24 protein-coding genes and 3 pseudogenes are annotated in these 21,262 nt (G+C 31.6%); 5 read left to right on the forward strand and 22 right to left on the reverse strand.

Annotated elements, in window-relative coordinates:
- Positions 1-13 precede the first annotated feature (13 nt).
- The 11 genes and pseudogenes from AGR56_RS08025 to AGR56_RS08065 form a co-directional block, all read right to left on the reverse strand.
- Positions 14-1,164, reverse strand: a pseudogene (locus tag AGR56_RS08025) (DUF2800 domain-containing protein).
- Positions 1,164-1,406, reverse strand: a complete 243-nt coding sequence (locus AGR56_RS08030) for a hypothetical protein (protein WP_053241827.1) — start codon at positions 1,404-1,406, stop codon at positions 1,164-1,166. Before AGR56_RS08030 ends, AGR56_RS08025 begins: the two are co-directional and overlap by 1 nt.
- Complete coding sequence (locus AGR56_RS08035; protein ID WP_053241828.1) at positions 1,406-1,870, reverse strand: hypothetical protein; 465 nt, start codon at positions 1,868-1,870, stop codon at positions 1,406-1,408. The genes AGR56_RS08030 and AGR56_RS08035 overlap by 1 nt, the downstream gene beginning before the upstream one ends.
- Positions 1,871-1,872: 2 nt before the next feature.
- Positions 1,873-2,337, reverse strand: a complete 465-nt coding sequence (locus AGR56_RS08040; protein WP_053241829.1) for a hypothetical protein — start codon at positions 2,335-2,337, stop codon at positions 1,873-1,875.
- 20 nt (positions 2,338-2,357) lie between these two features.
- A complete protein-coding gene (locus AGR56_RS08045) occupies positions 2,358-2,642 on the reverse strand; it encodes a hypothetical protein (RefSeq protein ID WP_053241830.1) in 285 nt (94 codons plus the stop codon).
- Positions 2,642-2,923: a hypothetical protein gene (locus tag AGR56_RS08050; protein WP_084756915.1), complete on the reverse strand. Its 282-nt coding sequence runs from the start codon at positions 2,921-2,923 to the stop codon at positions 2,642-2,644. Before AGR56_RS08050 ends, AGR56_RS08045 begins: the two co-directional genes overlap by 1 nt.
- A gap of 61 nt (positions 2,924-2,984) precedes the next feature.
- Complete coding sequence (locus AGR56_RS08055; RefSeq protein ID WP_053241831.1) at positions 2,985-3,221, reverse strand: hypothetical protein; 237 nt, start codon at positions 3,219-3,221, stop codon at positions 2,985-2,987.
- 3 nt (positions 3,222-3,224) lie between these two features.
- Positions 3,225-3,362, reverse strand: a complete 138-nt coding sequence (locus AGR56_RS20170; protein WP_157055707.1) for a hypothetical protein — start codon at positions 3,360-3,362, stop codon at positions 3,225-3,227.
- A 4-nt stretch (positions 3,363-3,366) separates the two neighbouring features.
- Positions 3,367-3,522 carry a hypothetical protein gene (locus tag AGR56_RS20175; protein WP_157055708.1) on the reverse strand — a complete coding sequence of 52 codons (156 nt, stop codon included), beginning with the start codon at positions 3,520-3,522 and terminating at the stop codon, positions 3,367-3,369.
- Positions 3,523-3,759: 237 nt separating this feature from the next.
- Positions 3,760-4,068 (reverse strand): helix-turn-helix domain-containing protein, encoded by a 309-nt coding sequence (locus tag AGR56_RS08060; RefSeq protein WP_053241832.1) that lies wholly within the window; start codon positions 4,066-4,068, stop codon positions 3,760-3,762.
- A gap of 1 nt (position 4,069) precedes the next feature.
- Positions 4,070-4,312 (reverse strand): helix-turn-helix transcriptional regulator, encoded by a 243-nt coding sequence (locus AGR56_RS08065; protein ID WP_053241833.1) that lies wholly within the window; start codon positions 4,310-4,312, stop codon positions 4,070-4,072.
- Between the two features lie 169 nt (positions 4,313-4,481).
- Here AGR56_RS08065 and AGR56_RS08070 point away from each other — a divergent pair, with 169 nt between their 5' ends.
- The 3 genes from AGR56_RS08070 to AGR56_RS08080 all read left to right on the forward strand — a co-directional run bounded on the left by AGR56_RS08070 (position 4,482) and on the right by AGR56_RS08080 (position 6,464).
- Positions 4,482-4,826, forward strand: coding sequence for a helix-turn-helix transcriptional regulator (locus tag AGR56_RS08070; protein WP_053241834.1), 345 nt, complete (start codon positions 4,482-4,484; stop codon positions 4,824-4,826).
- A 20-nt stretch (positions 4,827-4,846) separates the two neighbouring features.
- Positions 4,847-5,314 (forward strand): ImmA/IrrE family metallo-endopeptidase, encoded by a 468-nt coding sequence (locus AGR56_RS08075; RefSeq protein WP_053241835.1) that lies wholly within the window; start codon positions 4,847-4,849, stop codon positions 5,312-5,314.
- Between the two features lie 64 nt (positions 5,315-5,378).
- Complete coding sequence (locus AGR56_RS08080) at positions 5,379-6,464, forward strand: tyrosine-type recombinase/integrase (RefSeq protein ID WP_053241836.1); 1,086 nt, start codon at positions 5,379-5,381, stop codon at positions 6,462-6,464.
- A gap of 44 nt (positions 6,465-6,508) precedes the next feature.
- Here the strand turns inward: AGR56_RS08080 and AGR56_RS08085 are convergent.
- Positions 6,509-8,249, reverse strand: a pseudogene (locus tag AGR56_RS08085) (ABC transporter ATP-binding protein).
- Between the two features lie 320 nt (positions 8,250-8,569).
- On the opposite strand from AGR56_RS08085, the gene AGR56_RS08090 reads away from it, so the two are divergent.
- Positions 8,570-9,631: an aldose epimerase family protein gene (locus AGR56_RS08090; protein ID WP_053241837.1), complete on the forward strand. Its 1,062-nt coding sequence runs from the start codon at positions 8,570-8,572 to the stop codon at positions 9,629-9,631.
- Positions 9,632-9,667: 36 nt separating this feature from the next.
- Here AGR56_RS08090 and AGR56_RS08095 read toward each other — a convergent pair whose 3' ends face one another.
- From AGR56_RS08095 to AGR56_RS08130, 8 genes are all read right to left on the reverse strand, one after another.
- Complete coding sequence (locus tag AGR56_RS08095) at positions 9,668-10,738, reverse strand: mannose-1-phosphate guanylyltransferase (protein WP_053241838.1); 1,071 nt, start codon at positions 10,736-10,738, stop codon at positions 9,668-9,670.
- A gap of 160 nt (positions 10,739-10,898) precedes the next feature.
- On the reverse strand, positions 10,899-11,078 hold the full coding sequence (locus tag AGR56_RS08100) for a hypothetical protein (RefSeq protein ID WP_053241839.1): 180 nt from the start codon (positions 11,076-11,078) through the stop codon (positions 10,899-10,901).
- A gap of 189 nt (positions 11,079-11,267) precedes the next feature.
- Complete coding sequence (locus tag AGR56_RS08105; protein ID WP_053241840.1) at positions 11,268-12,335, reverse strand: hypothetical protein; 1,068 nt, start codon at positions 12,333-12,335, stop codon at positions 11,268-11,270.
- Positions 12,308-13,186 carry a hypothetical protein gene (locus AGR56_RS08110; RefSeq protein WP_053241841.1) on the reverse strand — a complete coding sequence of 293 codons (879 nt, stop codon included), beginning with the start codon at positions 13,184-13,186 and terminating at the stop codon, positions 12,308-12,310. Before AGR56_RS08110 ends, AGR56_RS08105 begins: the two co-directional genes overlap by 28 nt.
- A 24-nt stretch (positions 13,187-13,210) precedes the next feature.
- Positions 13,211-14,515 (reverse strand): glycosyltransferase family 2 protein, encoded by a 1,305-nt coding sequence (locus tag AGR56_RS08115; protein WP_053241842.1) that lies wholly within the window; start codon positions 14,513-14,515, stop codon positions 13,211-13,213.
- Between the two features lie 335 nt (positions 14,516-14,850).
- Positions 14,851-15,459, reverse strand: a complete 609-nt coding sequence (locus AGR56_RS08120; protein ID WP_053241843.1) for a DNA-3-methyladenine glycosylase — start codon at positions 15,457-15,459, stop codon at positions 14,851-14,853.
- 14 nt (positions 15,460-15,473) lie between these two features.
- Positions 15,474-16,640, reverse strand: a complete 1,167-nt coding sequence (locus tag AGR56_RS08125) for a MalY/PatB family protein (RefSeq protein WP_053241844.1) — start codon at positions 16,638-16,640, stop codon at positions 15,474-15,476.
- Positions 16,641-16,942: 302 nt separating this feature from the next.
- Positions 16,943-17,851, reverse strand: coding sequence for a cysteine synthase family protein (locus AGR56_RS08130; protein WP_053241845.1), 909 nt, complete (start codon positions 17,849-17,851; stop codon positions 16,943-16,945).
- Between the two features lie 752 nt (positions 17,852-18,603).
- Between AGR56_RS08130 and rpmE the strand changes: the two genes are divergently transcribed.
- Positions 18,604-18,816 carry a 50S ribosomal protein L31 gene (rpmE, locus tag AGR56_RS08135; RefSeq protein WP_053241846.1) on the forward strand — a complete coding sequence of 71 codons (213 nt, stop codon included), beginning with the start codon at positions 18,604-18,606 and terminating at the stop codon, positions 18,814-18,816.
- 308 nt (positions 18,817-19,124) lie between these two features.
- Here rpmE and rho read toward each other — a convergent pair.
- Positions 19,125-20,574: pseudogene (gene rho, locus AGR56_RS08140) on the reverse strand (transcription termination factor Rho).
- Between the two features lie 274 nt (positions 20,575-20,848).
- Positions 20,849-21,193, reverse strand: a complete 345-nt coding sequence (locus tag AGR56_RS08145; RefSeq protein ID WP_053241847.1) for a hypothetical protein — start codon at positions 21,191-21,193, stop codon at positions 20,849-20,851.
- Between the last annotated feature and the right edge of the window lie 69 nt (positions 21,194-21,262).

Raw genomic sequence — 21,262 nt, forward strand, 5'->3', positions numbered from 1 at the left:
TTAAATTTTTTATTTATTCAAAATCTGCTTTTGCAGAATTAAACACTGGTCTTTTATCATCCTGAGATACTAATACAGGTTTACCCTGAGGTTTCTCTATAAGATCACCTATTAACTGATTTAATTTTTTCTTACCAACAAGCTTCTCCATGTTAGTAAGACCTTGAAGCTCTTTAGGTTTATAAATAACACCTTCAGCATATTGGTTAGCAATTAATATTTCTGCTACTTTTTCAGTGTCAGTGTATTTTCTATTGCTTCTACCTTCTACAACTTTCCAACCTTCATATGCTACACCTTGCAATGCTTGGTCTAACGCATACTCCTGTATGTCCTTAACCCATTTAGCAAGTTCATCGGCTTGACCCAAAATATTTGATATATCTTTTTCACTTAAGGTATCAGTAGATCTAAATTCATACTTAGCAAGTTCCATATTCTTATCAGCTCTAGCCTTACATACGCTTTTCGCTCTACAGAATCCACAGTGCTCACCAGCTTTAAATTCTCCTTCACCTTTAAATGCAAGTTCTGCCGTTGGTTTCAATACTTTTTCAGCCCATTCTAGTAAATCTTTTACTGATATTTCATCAGTAGAAATACTATCTAACGAGGTTGTATTATGGTCATTTTTATTTTTTCAATGTCATATAAGAAACTAAATTCTGCTATTGCTCCAAGTGCATAAAGTCTCATTTGTGGATTGCCTTTGGCACTTACGGGAACACCTTTTCCATACTTTAAATCACATATTTCCATAGTTCCATCTGCTATTGTTACAAAGTCTCCCGTTCCAAAACCTTCTGGAACCCATTCAGAAAAATCAAGTTTTTGTTCTACCTTGAAAATAGCATCCGGTGTTTTTGCTTTAGCTTCTGAAAACTTCTCTAAGCAAGTATCAACATAAGTTTCTACATAGTCAGGCATATCTGCGGTAAATAATTTATCCCCTTGAATTTTTTTAAGCTTGGAATTGAATGTCCTTGTAGGCATTTCACCTAGCGTGAATTTTAAGCTTATCTCTCCTAATTCATGTGCAAGAGTTCCTTCTGCTGCATATTCGCTTGTTTTTTGTGGAAATTTTTCTTCTAGTCTTACACATGGTGGACAAGCGAGCCACCTGTGCGAAGAACTAGCGCTTAATATCGCATGTTGTTCTGGCATTATTCTAATTCCTCCGATTCTTCAAATTCAAATTCTGAAATTTCTCCATCTTCATCTAAGCAAGTATTTTTTATGGTAAATCCTTTTTGTTCAAGATCAGCTATTATATCATCAGTACATATGGAATCTCCCGCTATATCATCTATAACAGAATCTACATAATCTGTATCAAAATTAGATTCTACATAAATTATGTGATTAAATTCTCTATTCTCTGAAAGACTTAGTTTATGAACTGCCATTACAGTAATGCCTCCACTTCCTTATATACTGCTGGATAATTTTCTTCCTTCAACTCTGGTAACTTACTAGCACCATACTTTTTAGTTATTTCCTTAGCTTCTTTTGACTTACCAGCTTTAATTAGCTCCATGAACTTAGCTCTAATCATTTCCTTAGTTATCTGAACTTCTCCCTCAGACTTTGACCCTTCCTTTGCTGTCTCCTTTGGTTTATCATTAGGAGCTGTATTAGTCTTTGTGGTTTCCTTCTTTGCTGTTTCTGCTGCAGTTTCAGTTTTTGTTGTCACTTTCTTAGTGTCCTGAGCTTTACTCGTTGAATTTTCCTTTACTACTGTAGAATTTACTATACCCTGTGATAAATTGTTGTTTGTTTCTGTTGCAAGTGTAGTAATTCCATTAGCACCAAAGGCACCTATAAAACTTAGTAACTCCTCATTTGAATTGAATTCTGCTGTTATTTTCATAATTAATTTTCCTCCTTAATTCTTATTGGCAATACAACACCTATAAATTCATTATCTTTAAACAATCCTATTGGACTAACTCTATCCTTGAATTTTAACTGTGCACCAAGTTTCTTAAAATAGCTGTAATAATTATAGTTGAGACCAATTTTTCCTAGCTTATCCATTCCTGTATCCAAAATTATTATTGAATTATCACTTGAAATTTTATAATGCTCGACATCATTATCAGTAAACTTGTAGCCATCTAGGAAATACTCAAAAACATTCCCATTTATTTCTCTAATTTCTTTCAGAGCACCAATTCTATTTTTAAAACCTTTAGGTGCCATTTCATCTTTTAGAAAGAAGTATTCAGTACCTATAAAATTGACACTCTTAACCTTTGTTTTAAGAGCACTAAACCTTGATTTAACAACCTGTGCTACGGTAACCTTTTTAATTGGTATTTCTATTTGTGTATTCAACTTAAAACCTCCTAACTTATTTATCCTAAGAAGTCATTAACTTCTTTGCTTGACTCTTCTGCTGGCACCTCAATATTTTGAAGTTCCTTAAGAACCGCTTTTAATAGTTCAGTATTTTTGACACTAACGTGCCAACTTCTGGTTAACCCATCATTAAATGTCGGATTAGTAGCGTCTGTACAAACTGATATAGTTAATTTTTTACTAGCTGAATGGTAGTTGAATTCTATATCTTGCTTTCCAGTAATATCTATCTTGATTGCTTCAGTCATTATTGCTTTTATAATTTCTAGGTTTTCATTCATTAATCAAAACCTCCTAAAAACATTTTTGTTTCAAAAGCTTCAGTATCAACTTTTTCAACTATCCATTTAGATGCGTTTTTTATATGCTGCTTGTTGGTACTGTACCTTGAAAATACACCTACTGAATAAAAGTTATTGGTTGGTACTACTACAACATCACCTTCTTTTAAATCTTCTATATCAGTGAAATATGAGTACTCCATAAATTCTTGATAGCCTTTGAATTTAATTAATGCTACTTGCTTAATCAAATCAATAATCCTTTCTTGATTTATTTTCATTCCTGTATTAGAATGAATGTGTTATAAAACTTTGTTTGGACTCTTTGGCGAGAGTCCTTTTTTATTTCTCAGGCATTTGAAAAACATTTTCTTGCATAATCCTTTTTCCATGAAGTATCACATCACTTGATGAGCCAACTACCAATTGATTTTGTATCATGTCTACTACTTCAAGAGCTCTTTCATTGGTTTTATATCTACCTATTCTCATACTGTCAGCATATACAGCTTGATCCACAGCATGTATCCTTCTATGTGCATTTAATAAATCTTTTTTATCTTGACTTCTAATCCACATAAATTATTTTTCCTCCTTCTCATCTTCTATTTGAATGTATTTACCATCAGTAATAACCAGTGCAATGCCAGTATGCTCATAACATAACTTTGCTGAATCTAATCTTATAATTGCTGCTAAATCATACTTAGTTCCTAACATTTCCTCACCTCCTTCCGTGGCTCTTGCCATCTAGTTCCATGATTTCCTTATCAACAACCTCTTTTCTTTCTTGGTATTGTTCATCTGAAACCATATTTTTTATCTGCTCAAGTCCTTGTCTTTTATAGGCTATCTCACGCCTTTTCTGTTCATCAGTCATAGAACCAACCTCCTAGTACCAAGTATGTGGAGATAGAACTCTGAACCACTCACCACTTTTAGTAGTAGCTTTTATAAATTGTGTTGCGTGTTTCCCTCGACCTTCCCTTGCAATAGCAACTTTTGCAACTTCATGATCCTGTGGAAATTCAAATGCTGCATAAAAATTTTTAAGAAATCCTGTAAAAACCTTTTGAGCTTCTAAAGGTAATTTATTAAATCCTTTAATTTAAGCATTTTATACACTCTCCTTTAACTTTAAATACATAGTTTCAGTTGTAATCATATTTACCCTAGCGATTATTTTTTCTGCTTCCTCTGCTCTGTGTTTCCATTCTTCAAGTTCTTTTTCAAGCCTTCTGCGTTCTAATGGAGAAAATCTTTCTGGCTCAACACCTTCAAGTTCTTCGATATGGCTTGGCGTAAATCTAACTGTTGGTATTCCCTTTACGGGAGTAAGTATTTTGTCTGAAATGTATCGGTCTATTGTTGGTAATGATACATTTAAAAGCTTCGCTACATCTTTTTTAGTAAGGAGTTGTTCCATTTTAAATAGCAACCTCCTTTATAGAATTTTCTCGTTCCGATTTAGGAACAAAATCTGCAAAAAAAATATCTGCATTCATGTTTAATTCTTTACACATTTTTTTTACTTGTGTTATTGTAAAATCTCCTATTCCATTCAATTTGTTATTAAATGTAGAATTAGACATACCTAGAATAGTGGCTACATCTTTCTGTTTTATCCCATGTTCTACAAGGTAGCCTTTAACTTTTGCGTAACCAGACATCTATATTCCTCCTTCCATTGTTCCTTTTTAGGAACTTTATGATTTTAGTATAGTAAACATTTGTTCCTTTGTCAATAACTTTTTATGATTTTTTTTAAAAATATGTTCCCATTATGGAATTTGTATGATATAATCAGATTAATCAATTTTTACAAGGAGTTTAAGAAAAATGAAAAATATAAGCGAAATTTTAAAATCTTTAAGAGAAGAAAAAAATATATCAATGGACGAAATGGCAGAACAATTAAAAAAATATGGTGTTAATCCATCTAAATCTATGATTTCAAGATGGGAAAACGGCAAAGCCGAACCATCAATGTCTTATGTTAGAATACTTGCTAAATATTTTAACGTAACCTTAGATTATTTATTGGGTTTAGATAGTGAAGAAAAATCAAACAAAGAAAATCAAATTAATACTTTAGCCGCGCATCTAGAAGGTAAGGACTTAACACCTCAAAAAATGAAACTACTAGAAAAATACATAGATGCTTTATTTGATGATGAAGACTAGATTTACAAGGTGGCGAATATATGACATATGAAGAATTATTGATTGAAGCTGAAAATAAGGATAAAAGATTAAAAATTAAAGAGGGATCGTTACATAAATTTGGACTAAGTGGAATATGTAAAAACAATAAAATAGCTATTGAAAAAAATCTCAATTCGCGTGAGAAAAACTGTATACTATCCGAAGAGCTTGGACACTACTGCACTACATATGGCAACATACTTGATCAAACTGACACTAATAACATAAAACAGGAAAAAAGAGCCCGTAACTGGGGATATGAAAAACTTGTAGGCATTGTTGATTTAATTAATGCCTTTGAGAAGGGCATAAGATCCAAGCATGAAATTGCTGAGTATTTAAATATTACCGAGGAATTTCTTGGACAGGCAATTCAGCATTACCGTGAAAAGTATGGTATATGTTATGAAATAGATAATTATTTAGTGTATTTCGAACCTAATTTGATAATACTAAAAATGCTTTAAAGACTAAAAGTCTTTATATATTTTTCTAAAATTTTAAGAACATATGTTCAGAAAGGATGATTTTATGCAGTACAATATTACTTACCGAGAAAAAGATAAAGGAATTCAATTTATTATTTCTTACAAAGACAGCAGCGGGAAATGGAGGCAAAAAAGCAAGCAAGGTTTTAAGGGTAAAGCAGTTGCAAAAATTGCAGCAGATAAGTTACTTGATGAATTAAAAAAGACCGTAGCTTTGCAAAGTAAATTAAATGCTAATTATGAAAACATTACTTTTAAGGACTATACATTAGATTTTATTGAACACCAGAAGCTATATAAGGAACCAAATACTATAGACCACTACAATTCTACATTTACCAAATTTGAAGCACTTAATAACCTAAAAGTTATAGATATTAAGGCCCCTGACATCCAGAAATGCATTGATAAGTTAGTTGAAAATGGATATAGTCAAATGTCGATAGAAGGATATTTATCTTCACTTCATTATCTTTTCAACTATGCCCAAAAAAAGGATAAAATAATTTTAGAAAATCCCGTACATGATATAGACTTTAAGGTTGAAAAAAAGAAAAAAGAAAAAACGGCCCTTACATTTGCGCAAACTAAGGACTTGTTAAATAAGATAAAAAACCCAAAGCTACATCTAATAACAATGATTGCTGTTAAATGCGGACTTAGAATAAGTGAGATAATGGGTCTAACTTGGAGTGATATTGGTTTTAACGATAATCTTCTTGTAGTTAATAAGCAGTGGAAAAAAGATAAACGGGGAGTTTATGGATTCGGAGAAACTAAGGGAAAAAATTCGAATCGAGTTATACCAATTCCAAAGGATCTGATGGAAGAGTTTAAAAAATATAAAAGTAATCAAAAAATTATAAGTCTAAATGATAGAATTTTTGATTATGAAAAAAGAAATGTAGTATCATCAACCTTATGTAATACTTATAAGCATTTGGGTTATAAAATATCAGTTCATGAACTAAGACATACTTATGCTACTACATTAATCGGTAATGGACTAGACTTTAAAACAACGGCCAATCTATTAGGTCATGATGTTGTACAAACCATGCGTACCTACTCTCACGTTAACGATGATATGATTGACCGCGCTAAAAAATTGATTGATAAAATATTATAGATTTTTGACGAATTTTTGACGATTACAATTCAAACACTGATTTTTCATGCTCCTAAGCCCTCAAATTGCATATTGTAGTAGTATGCATAGAGTCCTTGTTTTTCAAGTAATTCTTCGTGATTTCCTCTTTCCTGTATGCCTTCATTGTTTATAACTATAATCTCATCTGCATTTCTAATTGTACTCAATCTATGAGCTATAACTATAGTTGTCCTGTTCTTTGAAAGTTCTTCAAGTGATTTTTGTATAAACCTTTCGCTTTCGTTATCAAGAGCTGAGGTCGCTTCATCTAGTATCAAGATTGGAGGATTCTTAAGGAAAACTCTAGCTATTGAAATTCTCTGCTTTTGCCCTCCAGAAAGTTTAACTCCTCTTTCGCCAACATATGTGTCATATCCATCCTCAAGGCTCATTATATAATCGTGGATATTTGCCCTCTTGGCTGCCTCCATAATTTCTTCATCAGTAGCCTCAGGTTTTCCATAGCCTATATTTTCTTTAATTGTACCAGAGAACATGTAAACATCCTGCTGAACCACTCCAATACAACTTCTAAGGGATTCAATGGTTATGTCCCTTATGTCCTTTCCATCAATTGTAATTGCTCCTTCTGTAACATCATAAAATCTAGGAAGTAAAGAACATAGAGTTGTTTTTCCTCCTCCAGATGGTCCAACAAGTGCAATATTTTTTCCAGCTTTTATGCTTATACTTAAATCTTTCAACACATAATCTTCCTTATCATAGCTAAAGGACACGTTTTTATATTCTATATCGCCTTTTACATCGGATATAACTTCTGCATTCTCTCTGTTTTCTATTTCTGTTTCAGCTTCCATAACATCTATAAATCTTCTAAAGCTTGCATATCCCTTTTGAAACTGCTCTGTAAAGTTTATAAGTACATCAATAGGATTTATAAGTATATTTATATATAAAGCATATGTAGCTAAATCAGTAGCTTTTACAGTACCTTGAGTTATAAATATTGCACCTGATACTATTACTGATACATACAAAACACCTTGAAAAAACGAGTTTCCAGCCATAAATTTTCCCATAGCTACATAGCTGCTAACTTTAGATTCAAGATAATTTTTATTTGCTCTTCCAAACTTTCTTTTTTCAAGCTTTTCATTTGCAAAGGATTTTACAACTCTTATTCCAAGAAGACTATCTTGAACCATTGAGTTTACATTTGCTATTTTTTTCCTATTATCCATAAATATCCTCTGCATTTTCTTATTTTGAATAAAGGAAAATACAATCATAATAGCAGTAACCACGCATAGTATCAAGGTCATTTTAACGTTTGATCGTAAGAAGTATTGCAAAAGAACCTACTATTTTAAGTGCTGATATAAAAATATTTTCAGGTCCATGGTGTGCAAGTTCTGAGATATCAAACAAGTCTGATACAAGCTTTGACATCATTTCACCAGTATTATTTTCATCATAATATGAAAATGGAAGTATTTGAAGATGATCAAATAAATCTCTTCTCATGTTAGTTTCCATTCTAGCTCCCATAATATGTCCCCAAGAAGCTATAAAGTACTGGCAAAAATACTTTACCATATACATAATTAAAAGACCAATTCCTATATAAGCTATCATCTTCATTATATATGTCCTGTCCATTATGAAAAAGTTCTTTACAAGATAATTAAGTATAACAGGAAAAGATAAGTCAATTAAAGAAACAACAAGCGCACAAAACATATCTGCAAAAAAAAGAAACCTATACGGCTCATAATACTTTATGAATTTTTTCCATACCTTCATATATTTATTATTCCCCCTTTTTTAGAGCTATCGTATCAAAACTTATTAATCTATACATGTAAATTCAGCAAAATATATTAATTCATTTTATCATATGAGTAATTATAACATAACAATTTTAAAATTCCAATTTAAATGCATTGCCCTAATGTTTAAATGTTTTTGCCTGTCATGTGAAAAATTATAAAAAAAAACTTCATAAAGCAATTTTAAAATTAATATAAATTTATTAATTTAAACCTTTACTTTTATTTGTTAACCGTTTACTATTGTATTGTACATAAAATTTATTTAATTTGATTTTAAGGGAGGCCTTTATTATGTCTATTGTTAAGAATAATTTTGGAAAAACTAAAGATGGTAAAAATGTAGATATATTTACTCTTACTAATTCTAATAATTCAAAAGTAAAAATAATGACTTATGGAGCTACTCTAGTTTCATTAGTTGTTCCTGATAAAAATGGACTTTTAGCTGATGTTGTACATGGATATGAAAATATAGAAGCCTATGAAAAAGGTGATAAATTTTTTGGAGCAGCTATTGGAAGATGCGGCAATAGAATAGCCTTTGGCAAGTTTACAATTAACGGGAAGGAATATTCATTAGCTCAAAACAATGGTAAAAATCACTTACACGGCGGCATAAAAGGCTTTGATAAGGTTGTTTGGAATGCTAAAATAATTGATAGTGAAAAGAATGTACTTGCCTTTTCATATTTAAGCAAGAATGGCGAAGAGGGGTATCCTGGAAATCTCAATGTAACTATTACTTATACTTTCACTGATGATAACGCTTTAAAAATAAACTACAAAGCAGTTAGTGATAAAGACACTGTAGTAAATCTTACAAATCACTCTTATTTTAACTTAACTGGTAACCAAGCTTTAACAGCTTTGAACCACAAATTAATGATAAATTCTGATGAATTCACAGAAGCTGATGAGTTCTCTATTCCAACCGGCAAATTTATAAAAGTAAGCGAAACCCCAATGGATTTTAGAGAATTAAAAACTGTTGGAGCTGAAATAAATGAAGATTATTACGAACTTAAATTTGGCGGTGGATATGATCACAACTGGATGTTAAATACTAAAGGAAATTTAAATGAGGTTGCTACTAAATTGGTTGATGAAGCTACAGGCAGAGTTATGGAAGTACATACTACAACCCCAGCTATGCAATTTTACAGTGCAAACTTCCTTGACGGCTCCGATATTGGTAAAGGAGGCATTCACTATGAAAAAAGAAGTGCCATCTGCCTTGAAACTCAATATGTTCCGAACGCTATAAATGATAATCATTTTGAGTCTCCACTTTTAAAAGCTGGCGAAGAGTACAATCACACTACAATATATAAATTTTCAACAATTGCGAAGTAACATAAAAAATCCGCCCGAAAAACTTCGAGCGGATTTTTAAAGATACCCTTCTATTTCCTTTTCATTTTTTAACTCTTCAACAAGATGTTTTAGTTCTTGATCCCTATTTTTGTCCATTATTAAAACAACATCCCCTGCATCAACTACAATTAAGTCCTTAACCCCAAAACAAATTATGAGGTTTTTACTTCCAAAAATAGAGCAATTCTCTGTGTCTTCTAAAAAAACATTATCACTTACAGTATTTTCGCCTTTATAGTCTTTTAAAAATCTTGATAAAGAACTAAAGTTGCCTAGGTCATCCCAATCAAAGTTTGATTTCACAACATAGCCTTTCCTTGTTTTTTGCATTATTCCAAAATCAACAGATATGCCTTCCATTGTTCTATATCGCTCATTTATTAGTTCATGTTCACTTTCTGTTCCAACCGCTTCATAAATATCCATCATACCTTTATACATCTTTGGAAGGTATTTATTCATTTCTCTTAAGTACGTATCTGCCCTCCAGATAAACATTCCACTGTTCCAGAGGTAATTTCCTTTGCTTAAAAGGTCCTTTGCAACTTCTATATTGGGCTTTTCAAGAAATCTTTCAACTTTATATACAGATTCATAGTTGAAAATCTTATCACCCATTTGAATATAGCCATATCCTGTTTCGGGTCTCGTGGGATTTATTCCAATTGTAACAAGCCCTCTTCTTCTCTCAACAACCTCAATTCCCTGCTTTAAAGTATCTATAAATTCTTTTTCATTTTCAATATAATGATCTGAAGGAAGCACTATCATTGTGGCATCGTTGTCCTTTTTTAAAAGCTTCACTGCCGAAAGACCTATACATGTAGCAGTTTCTTTGTTCTCAGGTTCAGTAAATATATTTTCCTTTCGTATATCTGGAAGTTCATCATAAATTCTTGTAATGTAGTTTTCATTAGTTATAACGTATATATTATCCTTGCTTACCAAAGTCTTTATTCTATCAACAGTATTTCTTAAAAAACTTTTATTATTTACAATTTTTAAGAACTGTTTGGGATTTTCCTTTCTTGAAAGCGGATATAATCTTGTTCCTTTCCCCCCTGCCAGTATTAATGCGTATAACACACAAAACACCACACCATTATTGCTCTTCACTTCATAATATGAAAAACAAGTTGATGTGGTGAAAAATATATGAACCTACTTTAATATCACTATTTTCTATGGTTCTTCCTATTTATGATTTCATCCTGACACTTTTGTGCGTTACTAATCAATATTTCAATTATTCCTTTTTGGTATCAGCATTAGATGTTTGTATTTTAGAATAATACTTTTTTCTTTTTGTACAAATAGAAAAGCGCAATAAAAAAATAATTATGGCTACAACAATACCTATAATTATGAAAAATAAAGGAATAATAAAATCAAATTTCTGCTTCATTAAATCATAAATAAAATTCATGCAGCACCTCCTTTATTTTTTTGCTTTAACATTTTGTTTTTTCTATAATTATATAAAGAAATATATAAAATTATTCCCGCTCCGATAGAAATACTCATTGAAATAATTGGCACTAACCACAATATAGTAATAATTACCTCACCCATTCAACACACCTCTAAATATTAATTGATTATTCAGCGCAGCAAGTTAAAGTTCGCTATGTCGTCTTACAACTAAACTAGAAGGAACTATTGTAAAATTCCCAAAATTTATTATTTGTCCTGGGGATAAATGATAACCAACCATTGAGGTTAAACCTGTATCTAAAACATTTCCTCCTGTATTACTTGAACCATCCATTGTTGTGGCAGATACACCTGTACCTCCTGAAAATGATATATCAAGGCCAATTTTAGAGGCTACATAATTAACACCAGATATCGGAATAGGAATTGTTCCTGTTGAACCTATCTCAGCCTGAACAACGACAACCGTTGGAGCAATAGTATATGTTATAGCTATTGAGCACCCCGTATCAAGATAATCATCGGTATAACGCATTGCACCTAGTAAAAAACGGTGATTCAAAGAAGTAACCCCATTATCAATTATATTACCTTGGGCATCTTTACAAATGATAGAAACATCGGCTCCTCCGCTAATAGTAATGTCAACTGGATCTCTTACATAATAAGTATTTCCTGATGTTGGTACGGCCATATTACCGCTTCCAATGCCAATAGATGGATATCCACCATCTAAGAATGGAGTTGCAATTATACCACCAAAGGCATACGGAATAGTAACTGAGCGAGGAACTACTTGTACAATACCACTATCACCTAAATTAAACGCAAGACAAGTCTTTTCTATACGTGAATCATCATTGGTTATAGTTATTATATTATTACTATATGATGATGGCCAATTGAAAAAGTAATCAATCTGAACATAAGTATCATCATAAAGGTACACTAAAGGATTATCTCCCATCCAGCATATACCAAGAGACTCATAGTTTAACCTATGAATTATATTTCCATGACCATCATTAGTATTAAATGCCACAGCTAAACCTTGCGCGGCATAAACCACAAGATCATCTATCTCATTTAGCCAAGCATCTTGAAATGAAATTCCTCTAAAACATCCATACATCATTATTTTCCTTACTCTGACACAATCATATCCTATTATTGATTCCCAGCATGGACCTGCCCCTCCATGTGCAAAAATATAAATCGAACCTATTGTACAATCAGTTCCTCCTCCCATGTTACCACCCTGCAATTAAATGCCATACATACATTTTTAGTTTGATCTATTGCAGGTTGACCTAATTCAAACCATCCCCAAGGAAGAAACATAAAATTATCTAATCGTAAATTAGCACCGTATTCATCAGTTAATCCATATATAGGTACTGTATAAGCAGCATCGCCAAAAGCAGGCATTAAAGCACAATTTTCAAATCTTGTTTGACCTTTAGCATTAATAGTCCCTGCTTCAGGGTGGGGATTAACTCTGACAAATATTGATGGCGAATAATAATAAGGTACCCCTGTTTGAGTTGGTACGCTATCAGTAAGAGTTAAAGTATTGGTACTCGGATTAACAGAAGCAACATGATTATAGTTACCATTTATATAAATAGGTTGACCAACCCAATTAGAATCAAATGGTAAAGTGCCTGAAACCTTCGTAACACTAGTTCCTTCTGTATTGCAAGTTCCATACCAAGGTGTAGTATTCCAGGCAGCTGAACTTCTAAATTGAGTTCCTGCTGTTGGTGTAGTTGTACAAATTGCAATATTAAAATCTACATTTGGTATACCTTCACCATTTACATAAAAATTCAGTCCATAGGGAATACATATTGGTTTTCCAATCCAAAACGTACCAAATGCCTGTATATAAATTGAAGTAAATTCATTTGCTACAGCTTCATTAATTAAAGCCTGAATTTGAGCATCATCAATGCAATTAGAACTTGAACCTATGCAAACACCATCCGCCCAAGATTTCTGCGCTGCTGCAGCGTTTGAGCCAGCTATAACTATAGTAGCTGTACGCCCATGCATTAAAGTATCGTTCGCATTTGCATCTGTTAAATTTGATTTTTCCATAACCTTTACCTCCCTGTTATTGCTTTAGACTGCCTTATCAGAGTCTACAAAATGTTCGGTTTTAATCCAACTGTTTCTTCCACTAGCTTGCCTAAAAGTTGCAACTACTACCGCTGGTATTTGCAGCATGTTATAGATAGGAATAAATAGACCTGCAAGCAGAGTTTTATAGAAACTTTCTTTTGTGTCACGCCAATAAGATATTGAAAATACAATTCCAGGCAAAAACACAAATATAAGAATTAATATTAACAACGCTAACAGTTCATTATCTTGATATGAACTAAGCTTGCTTCTTATAATGCTGGAGTGATGCCAATACGTATATAATATTAAAAACCACGAAAAGAACAGTGCCGCAGTTGAAAGTAAAGTCAGCCAAGGTAACATCATAAAATAAGCCACTTCCATTTTTCCAGAAAGAGATAAATATTTAGCTTTTATTATTTTACTAATATACGGCATGCATTGGATACACCCCTGTGCCCACCTGGAACGCTGTTTAACAAATTTTTTATAGCTAATTACACCCTGTTGGTAAATATTTTCATCTTGAACTAAACGTGTACGCCATCCATTTAATAACAATCTTAAACTAAAATCAAAATCCTCCAATAAACATTGGCTCCAAGGTTCATCACCAAGTGTTTCCATAGCTGATAATCGATTAAATTGACCATTTCCAGCTGCCGCAACTGTTCCTGTGTATTCACGTACATTCTGCATACGATTTATAAAAGTATAAAATTCCAAATCTTGCATTAAAGGTAAAAAATAATTACGAGTTGAAGTTCCTATTCTAACACGAGCTTGAACCATGCCAACTTTAGGTTCATTGTTCATAATAATAGCTATTTTTTCTAGTAAGCTTCTCTTAATGAACGTATCTGCATCCATAACCCCAAGAACCACTTTTGAAGGCTGAAGTCCCTCTTCACTTACAATCCCTTTTACATATTCATATCCATCATTTAAAGTTGCACCCTTACCCTTTTGGGCATTTGGAAGAACACGATTTAGAACTCTTAAACGAGTATCGACAATTCCTTCAAGTATTGTTGAAGTATTATCATTAGAAGCATCGTTAATTACTATAAAAACAGTATTTGGCATATTTAATGATAATAGATTTCTCACTGTTTCATAAATAACTTTTCCCTCATTAAGACAGGGTACAAGTATAAAAAAATGCAGATCAATATCATCAATATATTCTTTATCTTTTAAGTGTAATACTGGCGGAAATAATAACAACAATGTTAACCATAAAAAATAAATTCCATCCGTTATACATGTTATTATGAAGAAGATGATAATTAATTGATACATATGGTATTACTCCCCCTATTTACAATAGTTTTAAAAACACAGGAAATTGAACAACTTTAATGAAAAGTTATTTATGTTATAAGTTTTTAATAGAATACAGAGATTTACTTAGAGTTGATTTGGCATTTGGTATTTATTATCTATTAAGTGAATATACAACAAAAGATTTATATATTTATGATACCCATTTTTTTGCATAAATGCAATAATATTTTTGTAAAATGTATAACAAATAAAACGCAAAAATGAGTCAAAAATTTGACTCATTCCACAATTTAATAACCTTATTCGATTTTTAATTCCATCAACAGTATTTCTGGTAAAAACTTAAGAAACTATTTCACCGACACATACCTATTTCCTTTTATATAAAACCTCCAAAGATAGTCCTTAGCCTCTTTTGCATAATCTATACCAACTCTTTTGGCTTCAACTATTTCAAAAGGCTCATTTTCGGTTTCCTCAAAGTAAAGCTCCCCTCCGCATAAATCTATAGAATTTTGCGCTTTTGTAATGTCCATTGCTAAACAAAGCTTAGAGGGTCCATTAGTTAAATTTTTAAGCTGATATTTTGACAGTTCACTATATGGCTTTTTAAACCTTCTCTCACTCATAGTCTCTATTCCTGAAATTGGCTCTATAGCTCTTATAAGAACTCCTTCTGGAATTCCTTCCTTCATAGCAACTACATTCATGCAGTAATATAATCCATATATAAAGTACACATAAGAATATCCCGCTGGTCCGTATAAAGCTTCATTTCTTGGTGTTCTTCTGCCACCATAGGCATGTGCTCCTTTATCCTTTATCCCTCTATAGGCTTCCGTCTCCACAATTTTCCCAGAGGTTTTAATACCTTCTACCTCGTGCACAAAAGTTTTTCCTAAAAGCTCTTTAGCTACAACTATAGTATCCCTACCATAAAATTCTTTTGGTAATTTCAAAATATCATCCTTCTCTACTCTCTACTTTGGTTAATCGCTTTATTAATTCTCTCAAGTGCTTCTTTTAAAATAATTCTTGGACATGCTAAATTGATTCTTTCAAAGCCGTTTCCTTCATAACCAAATATGTATCCTTCATCAAACCAAACCTTTGCTTTTTTGAGAATAAATTCGTGAAGTTCATTAGGTTCCATTTCAAGCGCTCTAAAATCAAGCCACGCTAGGTAAGTTCCTTCTGGTTCTATGACTTTTATATAAGGCATGTTTTCATTTATATATTCCTTCATAAAATTCAAATTTCCCTTTAAGTAATCAATCATTTCACTTAGCCACTGTTTTCCATAATTATAGGCTGCAACTGTGGCACATTCACTAAAAGCATTAGGTTCTGCATTTCCAACACTATCTATTACATTTATAACTTTTCTTCTTAATACTTCATTTGGAATAATAAGACTCGAAGTTCTAAGTCCTGCTAAATTAAAAGTTTTGCTTGCAGACATACATACTATAGAGTTATTTTCAAACTCTTTGCTTATGCTTGCAAAAGTAGTATGTTCATTTTCTTTATAAATTATGTCTGAATGAATTTCATCAGAAATAATAGTAACCCCATTTTGAAGACATAAATCACCTAATCTTTTAAGTTCATCCTTAGTCCACACTCTTCCAACAGGATTATGCGGACTGCATAAAATTAATGTCTTAACTCGTTTATCTTTAAGCTTTTTCTCAAGATCTTCGAAATCCATTTTGTACTTTCCATCTTCAAATTTTAATGGATTCTTAAGAACTCTAAAACCATTATTTTCAATGGCCCTATAAAATGGGTAGTAAACAGGCGTTTGAATAACAACTTTATCCCCAACTTGATTTAGTGCTTTTACTATAAGATTAAGTCCTGTAACAACGCCTGGTGAATATATAATCCACTCTTTTTTTATATCCCAATTGTGTTTTTCTTTAACCCAGGATATCACCGCATTATAATATTCATCACTAAACAAAGTATATCCATATACACCATGTTCAGCCCTCTTTTTTACTGCTTCTAAAATCTCTGGCAGAACTTCAAAATCCATATCTGCCACCCACATTGGAAGTACATCCTTATCTCCTGCATCCCATTTTACACAGCTTGTATTTCTTCTTTCTACTATTTTGTCAAAATCATAATTCATTGAATAGCCACCCTTCATGCAGAGTACAGATTAAAAAGTACAGAGTACAGTTATAGATGATTTTACTCCATTTCATTACGTAAAATCTAAAAAATCAAATAAACTGTTATAATTATTGAATTGAAAATATATTTAGAGATTTTCAATAGCATAGCGGAGAAAAATCACCCTTCACTGTACTCTGTCATCTATACTTTGTACTCTTAATTTTCTAAATTATTTGTAAAACATTACGTATCATAAATTTAAAAATTTCATGTATCCTTAAAATTGAAGGAGGACTTTCAAATTATCATGCTTCTCTAAAATAATTCTTTACTAAAGTACCTGTCTCCTCTATCTGGAAATAGCGTCACTACATTACCTCCTGCTATTTTCTCAGTCAATTTTAAAGTTCCGGCCATAGCTGCACCAGAAGATGAACCAACAACAAGACCCTCTTTTATTCCTAAAGTCTTAACCATTTCAAAGGCTTCATTATCATTTACTTTTATAACTTCATCAACCAGCTTCATATCCATAGTATCAGGTATAAAATCATTTCCTATGCCCTCTATATTATAGCATAATTCTTTTCCACCTCCCATAGTTGAACCGACAGGATCTACTAATATACCCTTTATTTCCGGATTTTTTTCCTTTAGAAATTTAACTATACCAGTATAAGTGCCGCCACTTCCAGCTCCTGCCACAAAATAATCTATTTTACCATCTAATGCTTTATATATTTCCGGTCCTGTGGTTTCATAATGTGCAAGTGGATTTGCAGTATTCTCAAATTGCTTAAGTGCTATAGAGTTTGGTATTTCTTTTAAAAGCTCTTCAGCCTTTGCTACAGCACCAAGCATACCCTTTTCTCTTGAGGTATGAATAATTTCTGCTCCATAAAGCTTCATTATTTTTTGTTTTTCAATTGAAAACTTCAAAGGTACTACAAATATAACTCTATATCCTTTATTTAAAGCTGCCAGTGCAATGCCTATCCCTGTATTTCCTGCTGTAGCTTCTATTATTGTTCCGCCCTTTTTTAACTTTCCACTTTCTTCAGCTTTATTAATCATGTATACCCCTATTCTGTCCTTGACGCTTCCACCTGGATTAAAATTTTCAAGCTTAGCAAATACATTTACTCCCTCTTTAAATGGAATATTATTTATTTTTAAAATTGGAGTATTTCCAATAGAATCTTTAACATCATTTAAATAATTCATTTTATACATCTCCCAATTATTATATATTAAAAACTGACAACTTAAAAATTGCAAATTCCAAGTTTACCACGACAAACTGGAATTTAACTCAGAGTACAAAGTACAGAGGACAGAGTACAGTGAAGGATGATTTTTCTCCGCTGTCGCTACAAAAAATCTTAAACTTAATGCACGCAAAGCGCTTAAAATATAGTGCTCAGCGTAGCTGACACCCTAAATTAAACTATTAATAATGTTTTTCCAATTTAACTGTCTTGAATTTTTTTCCATTATTCGGTTGCTTTAATGGTTTGTTTGCTATACACTTTTTTTATTTTAAAAATATTTCTAACTTTTTTTTCTTTAAACTATTGACTATTACTAGCTGGTCTTAGCTTTTTTTCGCCTTCTTTTTAGGCGAAAAAAATTAGTTATTGCTTCACAATTTTTACAAATTATAACTTAATATATTTGGTGCGACAGCCCTATAAAATAAATTATAAAAATTTATATAGTGGATTGCACGAGTTTACATCTAAAATTCCGTAGGTACGGAGGAATTTTTTCACCTTAGATTTATAGAATTTATTATTGAAAATGCTTTTATCTTATTCTAGAAGGATAATGGACTTACGCCCAAACCCCGCATATGTGTATGAGACAAAACATTATTCCTTCGCTATAAATTTTATAGCTAATTTATTGACTAAAATTGTTTAATTATGATATAATGGCGTAGTTAATACTGTGGATATTTGAGAGAGGTGAATATAATGCAAAAAGAAATACAACCAGAATACCATGAAGATGCTGTTGTAACATGTGCATGCGGAAATACCTTTACTACAGGTTCTACTAAAAAAGAACTTAAAGTAGATATTTGTTCAAAATGCCATCCATTTTATACAGGTCATCAAAAAATTGTTGATGTTGGTGGTAGAGTTGAAAAATTCAGAAAGAAATACAATTTACCAGCAGATAAATAATTTTTTAATTATTAACAATGGAAAGGGCAAGAAGTCCTTTCCTTTTTCGTTTTAAAAAACATCTTTAACTTCCTAAACTTTCATATCCTTTCATAGCTTATCAGCCTTATCAAATTGATATCAGTAGGTTCATCTCTTACTTCTTTATATATGTCATATACTATATTTACAAAAATAATACTTCAATTACTTTTTACAATCGCATAAAAAAGCATACACGAACTTGTTTTATTCAAATTCATATACGCTCTCATACAATTATTTCCAATATTAATTTTATTCTTTAGCTTTATTTTATATCATAGATTTTATTTAGAAAGTTTACCCTTATTAATGAACCCTACAAGTTCCTTATTATTTTTTGTTTCGTTAAGCATATTAATAAGCCTTTCAGTAATTTCCTGAACGTTATTCTCATTATACAATATCTTTCTAACCTTAAATTCAGCTTCTAATTCCTCTGGTGAAAGAAGTTCATTTTCTTTTCTAGTTCCTGACTTATATATGTCTACCGCAGGGAATATTCTTCTCTCTTGAAGTTTTCTATCAAGATGAACCTCCATATTTCCCGTTCCTTTAAATTCCTCAAATATCATGTCATCCATCCTGCTGCCTGTATCAACAAGTGCTGTAGCAAGTATAGTAAGGCTTCCTCCTTCTTCTATATTCCTTGCTGCGCCAAAAAATTTCTTTGGCATTATAAGAGCTCCAGGATCTAATCCTCCTGACAAAGTTCTACCCGTTGGGGTAATTGTAAGATTATACGCTCTCGCAAGTCTTGTTATACTATCCATAAGTATAACAACATCCTGACCTTGTTCTACCATTCTCTTAGCTCTTTCCAAAACCATATATGCAACTTTAGTGTGATGTTCAGGTTCCTCATCAAATGTAGAATATATTACCTCTCCATTTATACTTCTCTGCATATCTGTTACTTCTTCTGGTCTTTCATCTATTAGAACAACTATAAGTTTTATTTCCTTATGATTAGCAGTTAAACTCTGTGCAACCGTTTTTAGCAATGTGGTTTTTCCTGCTTTAGGTGGAGCTACAATAATTCCTCTTTGTCCTTTACCTATAGGGCATATTAAATCCATCAATCTAGTTGATAACTCATTACTGTTTTTTCGAGTATCAATCTACTATTAGGATAAATTGGTGTCAATTTTTCAAATGGAGTTCTTCCTACGGCTTTTTCCGGATTTTCACCGTTTACTTTTTGAACATACAAAAGTGCTTTAAATTTTTCTCCTTCTTTCGGAATTCTAACCTTTCCCTGAACTTCATCTCCAGTTTTTAAATTAAATCTTCTTATTTGTGATGGAGAAACATATATATCATCTTGGCTAGTTAGATAATTTTTTCCTCTCAAAAATCCAAAGTTGTTATTTTCAACAAGCTCTAAAACTCCCTTTGCAGAATCTGACTCATCAACCATCTCTTTGAATTTCTCATTTTTCTCTTCTCTAGAAACATTATTTTTAGAATTAGCTTTCACTTCATTTTTTTGTAAATTTGATTTCTCATCATTATTTATATTTTCTTCTCTATCTTTTTCCTCAACTACCATATTTTTTTAGGACTTATTTTCTCTCTTAATATGACACCATCTTTTTGTATGCTTATACTTCTTTTTTCTTTTATTAAATTAATCAGCTCACTCTTTTTGTACTTGTAAGCGTTCTTAATTTCCAGTTTTTTTGCAATTTCTTTTAAAACAACAAGAGTCATACTTTCTAACTCATCATTAATCAAAAAGTCAACACCTCCGCAAATACTAATTTTAATTTTTAACTTGTAAAATGAGAATTTTATGAAGTCAAATCAGATTTTCAACAAAAATAATATTTAAAAGTATTTTAGAATTTTTTAGAAAAGAGATAATCGAAACTACATTTAAAATTCAAAACTACTAAATGTACGTACTTAAAATGTTTTTTAAATAATATTTTAAACCATATTTATATATATTAAACTTAAAATGCTGAAAAATCAAGTATTTTTAAAAATCACCGCATTAAAAGTGGCATTAGAAAATAGCATAAGTTTCCTTAATCACCCTATTATACTGCTTTACCCTATCACTTACTCTGTCATTTTCACCAATAAACAGTACTGGTGTACCAAGCGTCTTACACCCACATACAATTAACTCTTGATTTATCATATCATTAATGCAATAGTTAAAGCTGTGCCATTTTTCGCATAACGGGCACTTTAAACTTACCATTACTGTATTTTTATTTTTTAATTTTATTTTCATAAGTTTAAAAATATTATTAGCTTCTTCAATTTTAAAAAGATTTATATTTCCGATGTTATATCTTCCAAGCTCATCCTTTAAAGCTATACTGAGCGAAGTATCCAATATCATACTTTCACCTCCATACTTTTCTTAAAGTATAAAGTTAATAACTTAATAAAGTAATATTCTATATCCACT

This window comes from Clostridium sp. DMHC 10 (assembly GCF_001270375.1).
Classification (GTDB): Bacteria; Bacillota; Clostridia; order Clostridiales; family Clostridiaceae; genus Clostridium_S; species Clostridium_S guangxiense.

What these genes read in the sequence shown, in the direction of transcription:
- AGR56_RS20175 (WP_157055708.1), bottom strand. Translation starts at nt 3,522, where the DNA reads ATGACTGATGAACAGAAAAGGCGTGAGATAGCCTATAAAAGACAAGGA.
- AGR56_RS08070 (WP_053241834.1), top strand. Translation starts at nt 4,482, where the DNA reads ATGAAAAATATAAGCGAAATTTTAAAATCTTTAAGAGAAGAAAAAAAT.
- AGR56_RS08130 (WP_053241845.1), bottom strand. Translation starts at nt 17,851, where the DNA reads ATGAATTATTTAAATGATGTTAAAGATTCTATTGGAAATACTCCAATT.
- AGR56_RS08145 (WP_053241847.1), bottom strand. Translation starts at nt 21,193, where the DNA reads ATGATATTGGATACTTCGCTCAGTATAGCTTTAAAGGATGAGCTTGGA.
- AGR56_RS08110 (WP_053241841.1), bottom strand. Translation starts at nt 13,186, where the DNA reads ATGGAAAAATCAAATTTAACAGATGCAAATGCGAACGATACTTTAATG.
- AGR56_RS08030 (WP_053241827.1), bottom strand. Translation starts at nt 1,406, where the DNA reads ATGGCAGTTCATAAACTAAGTCTTTCAGAGAATAGAGAATTTAATCAC.
- AGR56_RS08050 (WP_084756915.1), bottom strand. Translation starts at nt 2,923, where the DNA reads ATGAAAATAAATCAAGAAAGGATTATTGATTTGATTAAGCAAGTAGCA.
- AGR56_RS08060 (WP_053241832.1), bottom strand. Translation starts at nt 4,068, where the DNA reads ATGGAACAACTCCTTACTAAAAAAGATGTAGCGAAGCTTTTAAATGTA.
- AGR56_RS08035 (WP_053241828.1), bottom strand. Translation starts at nt 1,870, where the DNA reads ATGAAAATAACAGCAGAATTCAATTCAAATGAGGAGTTACTAAGTTTT.
- AGR56_RS08105 (WP_053241840.1), bottom strand. Translation starts at nt 12,335, where the DNA reads ATGGGAGGAGGAACTGATTGTACAATAGGTTCGATTTATATTTTTGCA.
- AGR56_RS08045 (WP_053241830.1), bottom strand. Translation starts at nt 2,642, where the DNA reads ATGAATGAAAACCTAGAAATTATAAAAGCAATAATGACTGAAGCAATC.
- AGR56_RS08055 (WP_053241831.1), bottom strand. Translation starts at nt 3,221, where the DNA reads ATGTGGATTAGAAGTCAAGATAAAAAAGATTTATTAAATGCACATAGA.
- AGR56_RS08115 (WP_053241842.1), bottom strand. Translation starts at nt 14,515, where the DNA reads ATGTATCAATTAATTATCATCTTCTTCATAATAACATGTATAACGGAT.
- AGR56_RS08090 (WP_053241837.1), top strand. Translation starts at nt 8,570, where the DNA reads ATGTCTATTGTTAAGAATAATTTTGGAAAAACTAAAGATGGTAAAAAT.
- AGR56_RS20170 (WP_157055707.1), bottom strand. Translation starts at nt 3,362, where the DNA reads ATGTTAGGAACTAAGTATGATTTAGCAGCAATTATAAGATTAGATTCA.
- AGR56_RS08075 (WP_053241835.1), top strand. Translation starts at nt 4,847, where the DNA reads ATGACATATGAAGAATTATTGATTGAAGCTGAAAATAAGGATAAAAGA.
- AGR56_RS08065 (WP_053241833.1), bottom strand. Translation starts at nt 4,312, where the DNA reads ATGTCTGGTTACGCAAAAGTTAAAGGCTACCTTGTAGAACATGGGATA.
- AGR56_RS08125 (WP_053241844.1), bottom strand. Translation starts at nt 16,640, where the DNA reads ATGAATTATGATTTTGACAAAATAGTAGAAAGAAGAAATACAAGCTGT.
- AGR56_RS08100 (WP_053241839.1), bottom strand. Translation starts at nt 11,078, where the DNA reads ATGAATTTTATTTATGATTTAATGAAGCAGAAATTTGATTTTATTATT.
- rpmE (WP_053241846.1), top strand. Translation starts at nt 18,604, where the DNA reads ATGCAAAAAGAAATACAACCAGAATACCATGAAGATGCTGTTGTAACA.
- AGR56_RS08080 (WP_053241836.1), top strand. Translation starts at nt 5,379, where the DNA reads ATGCAGTACAATATTACTTACCGAGAAAAAGATAAAGGAATTCAATTT.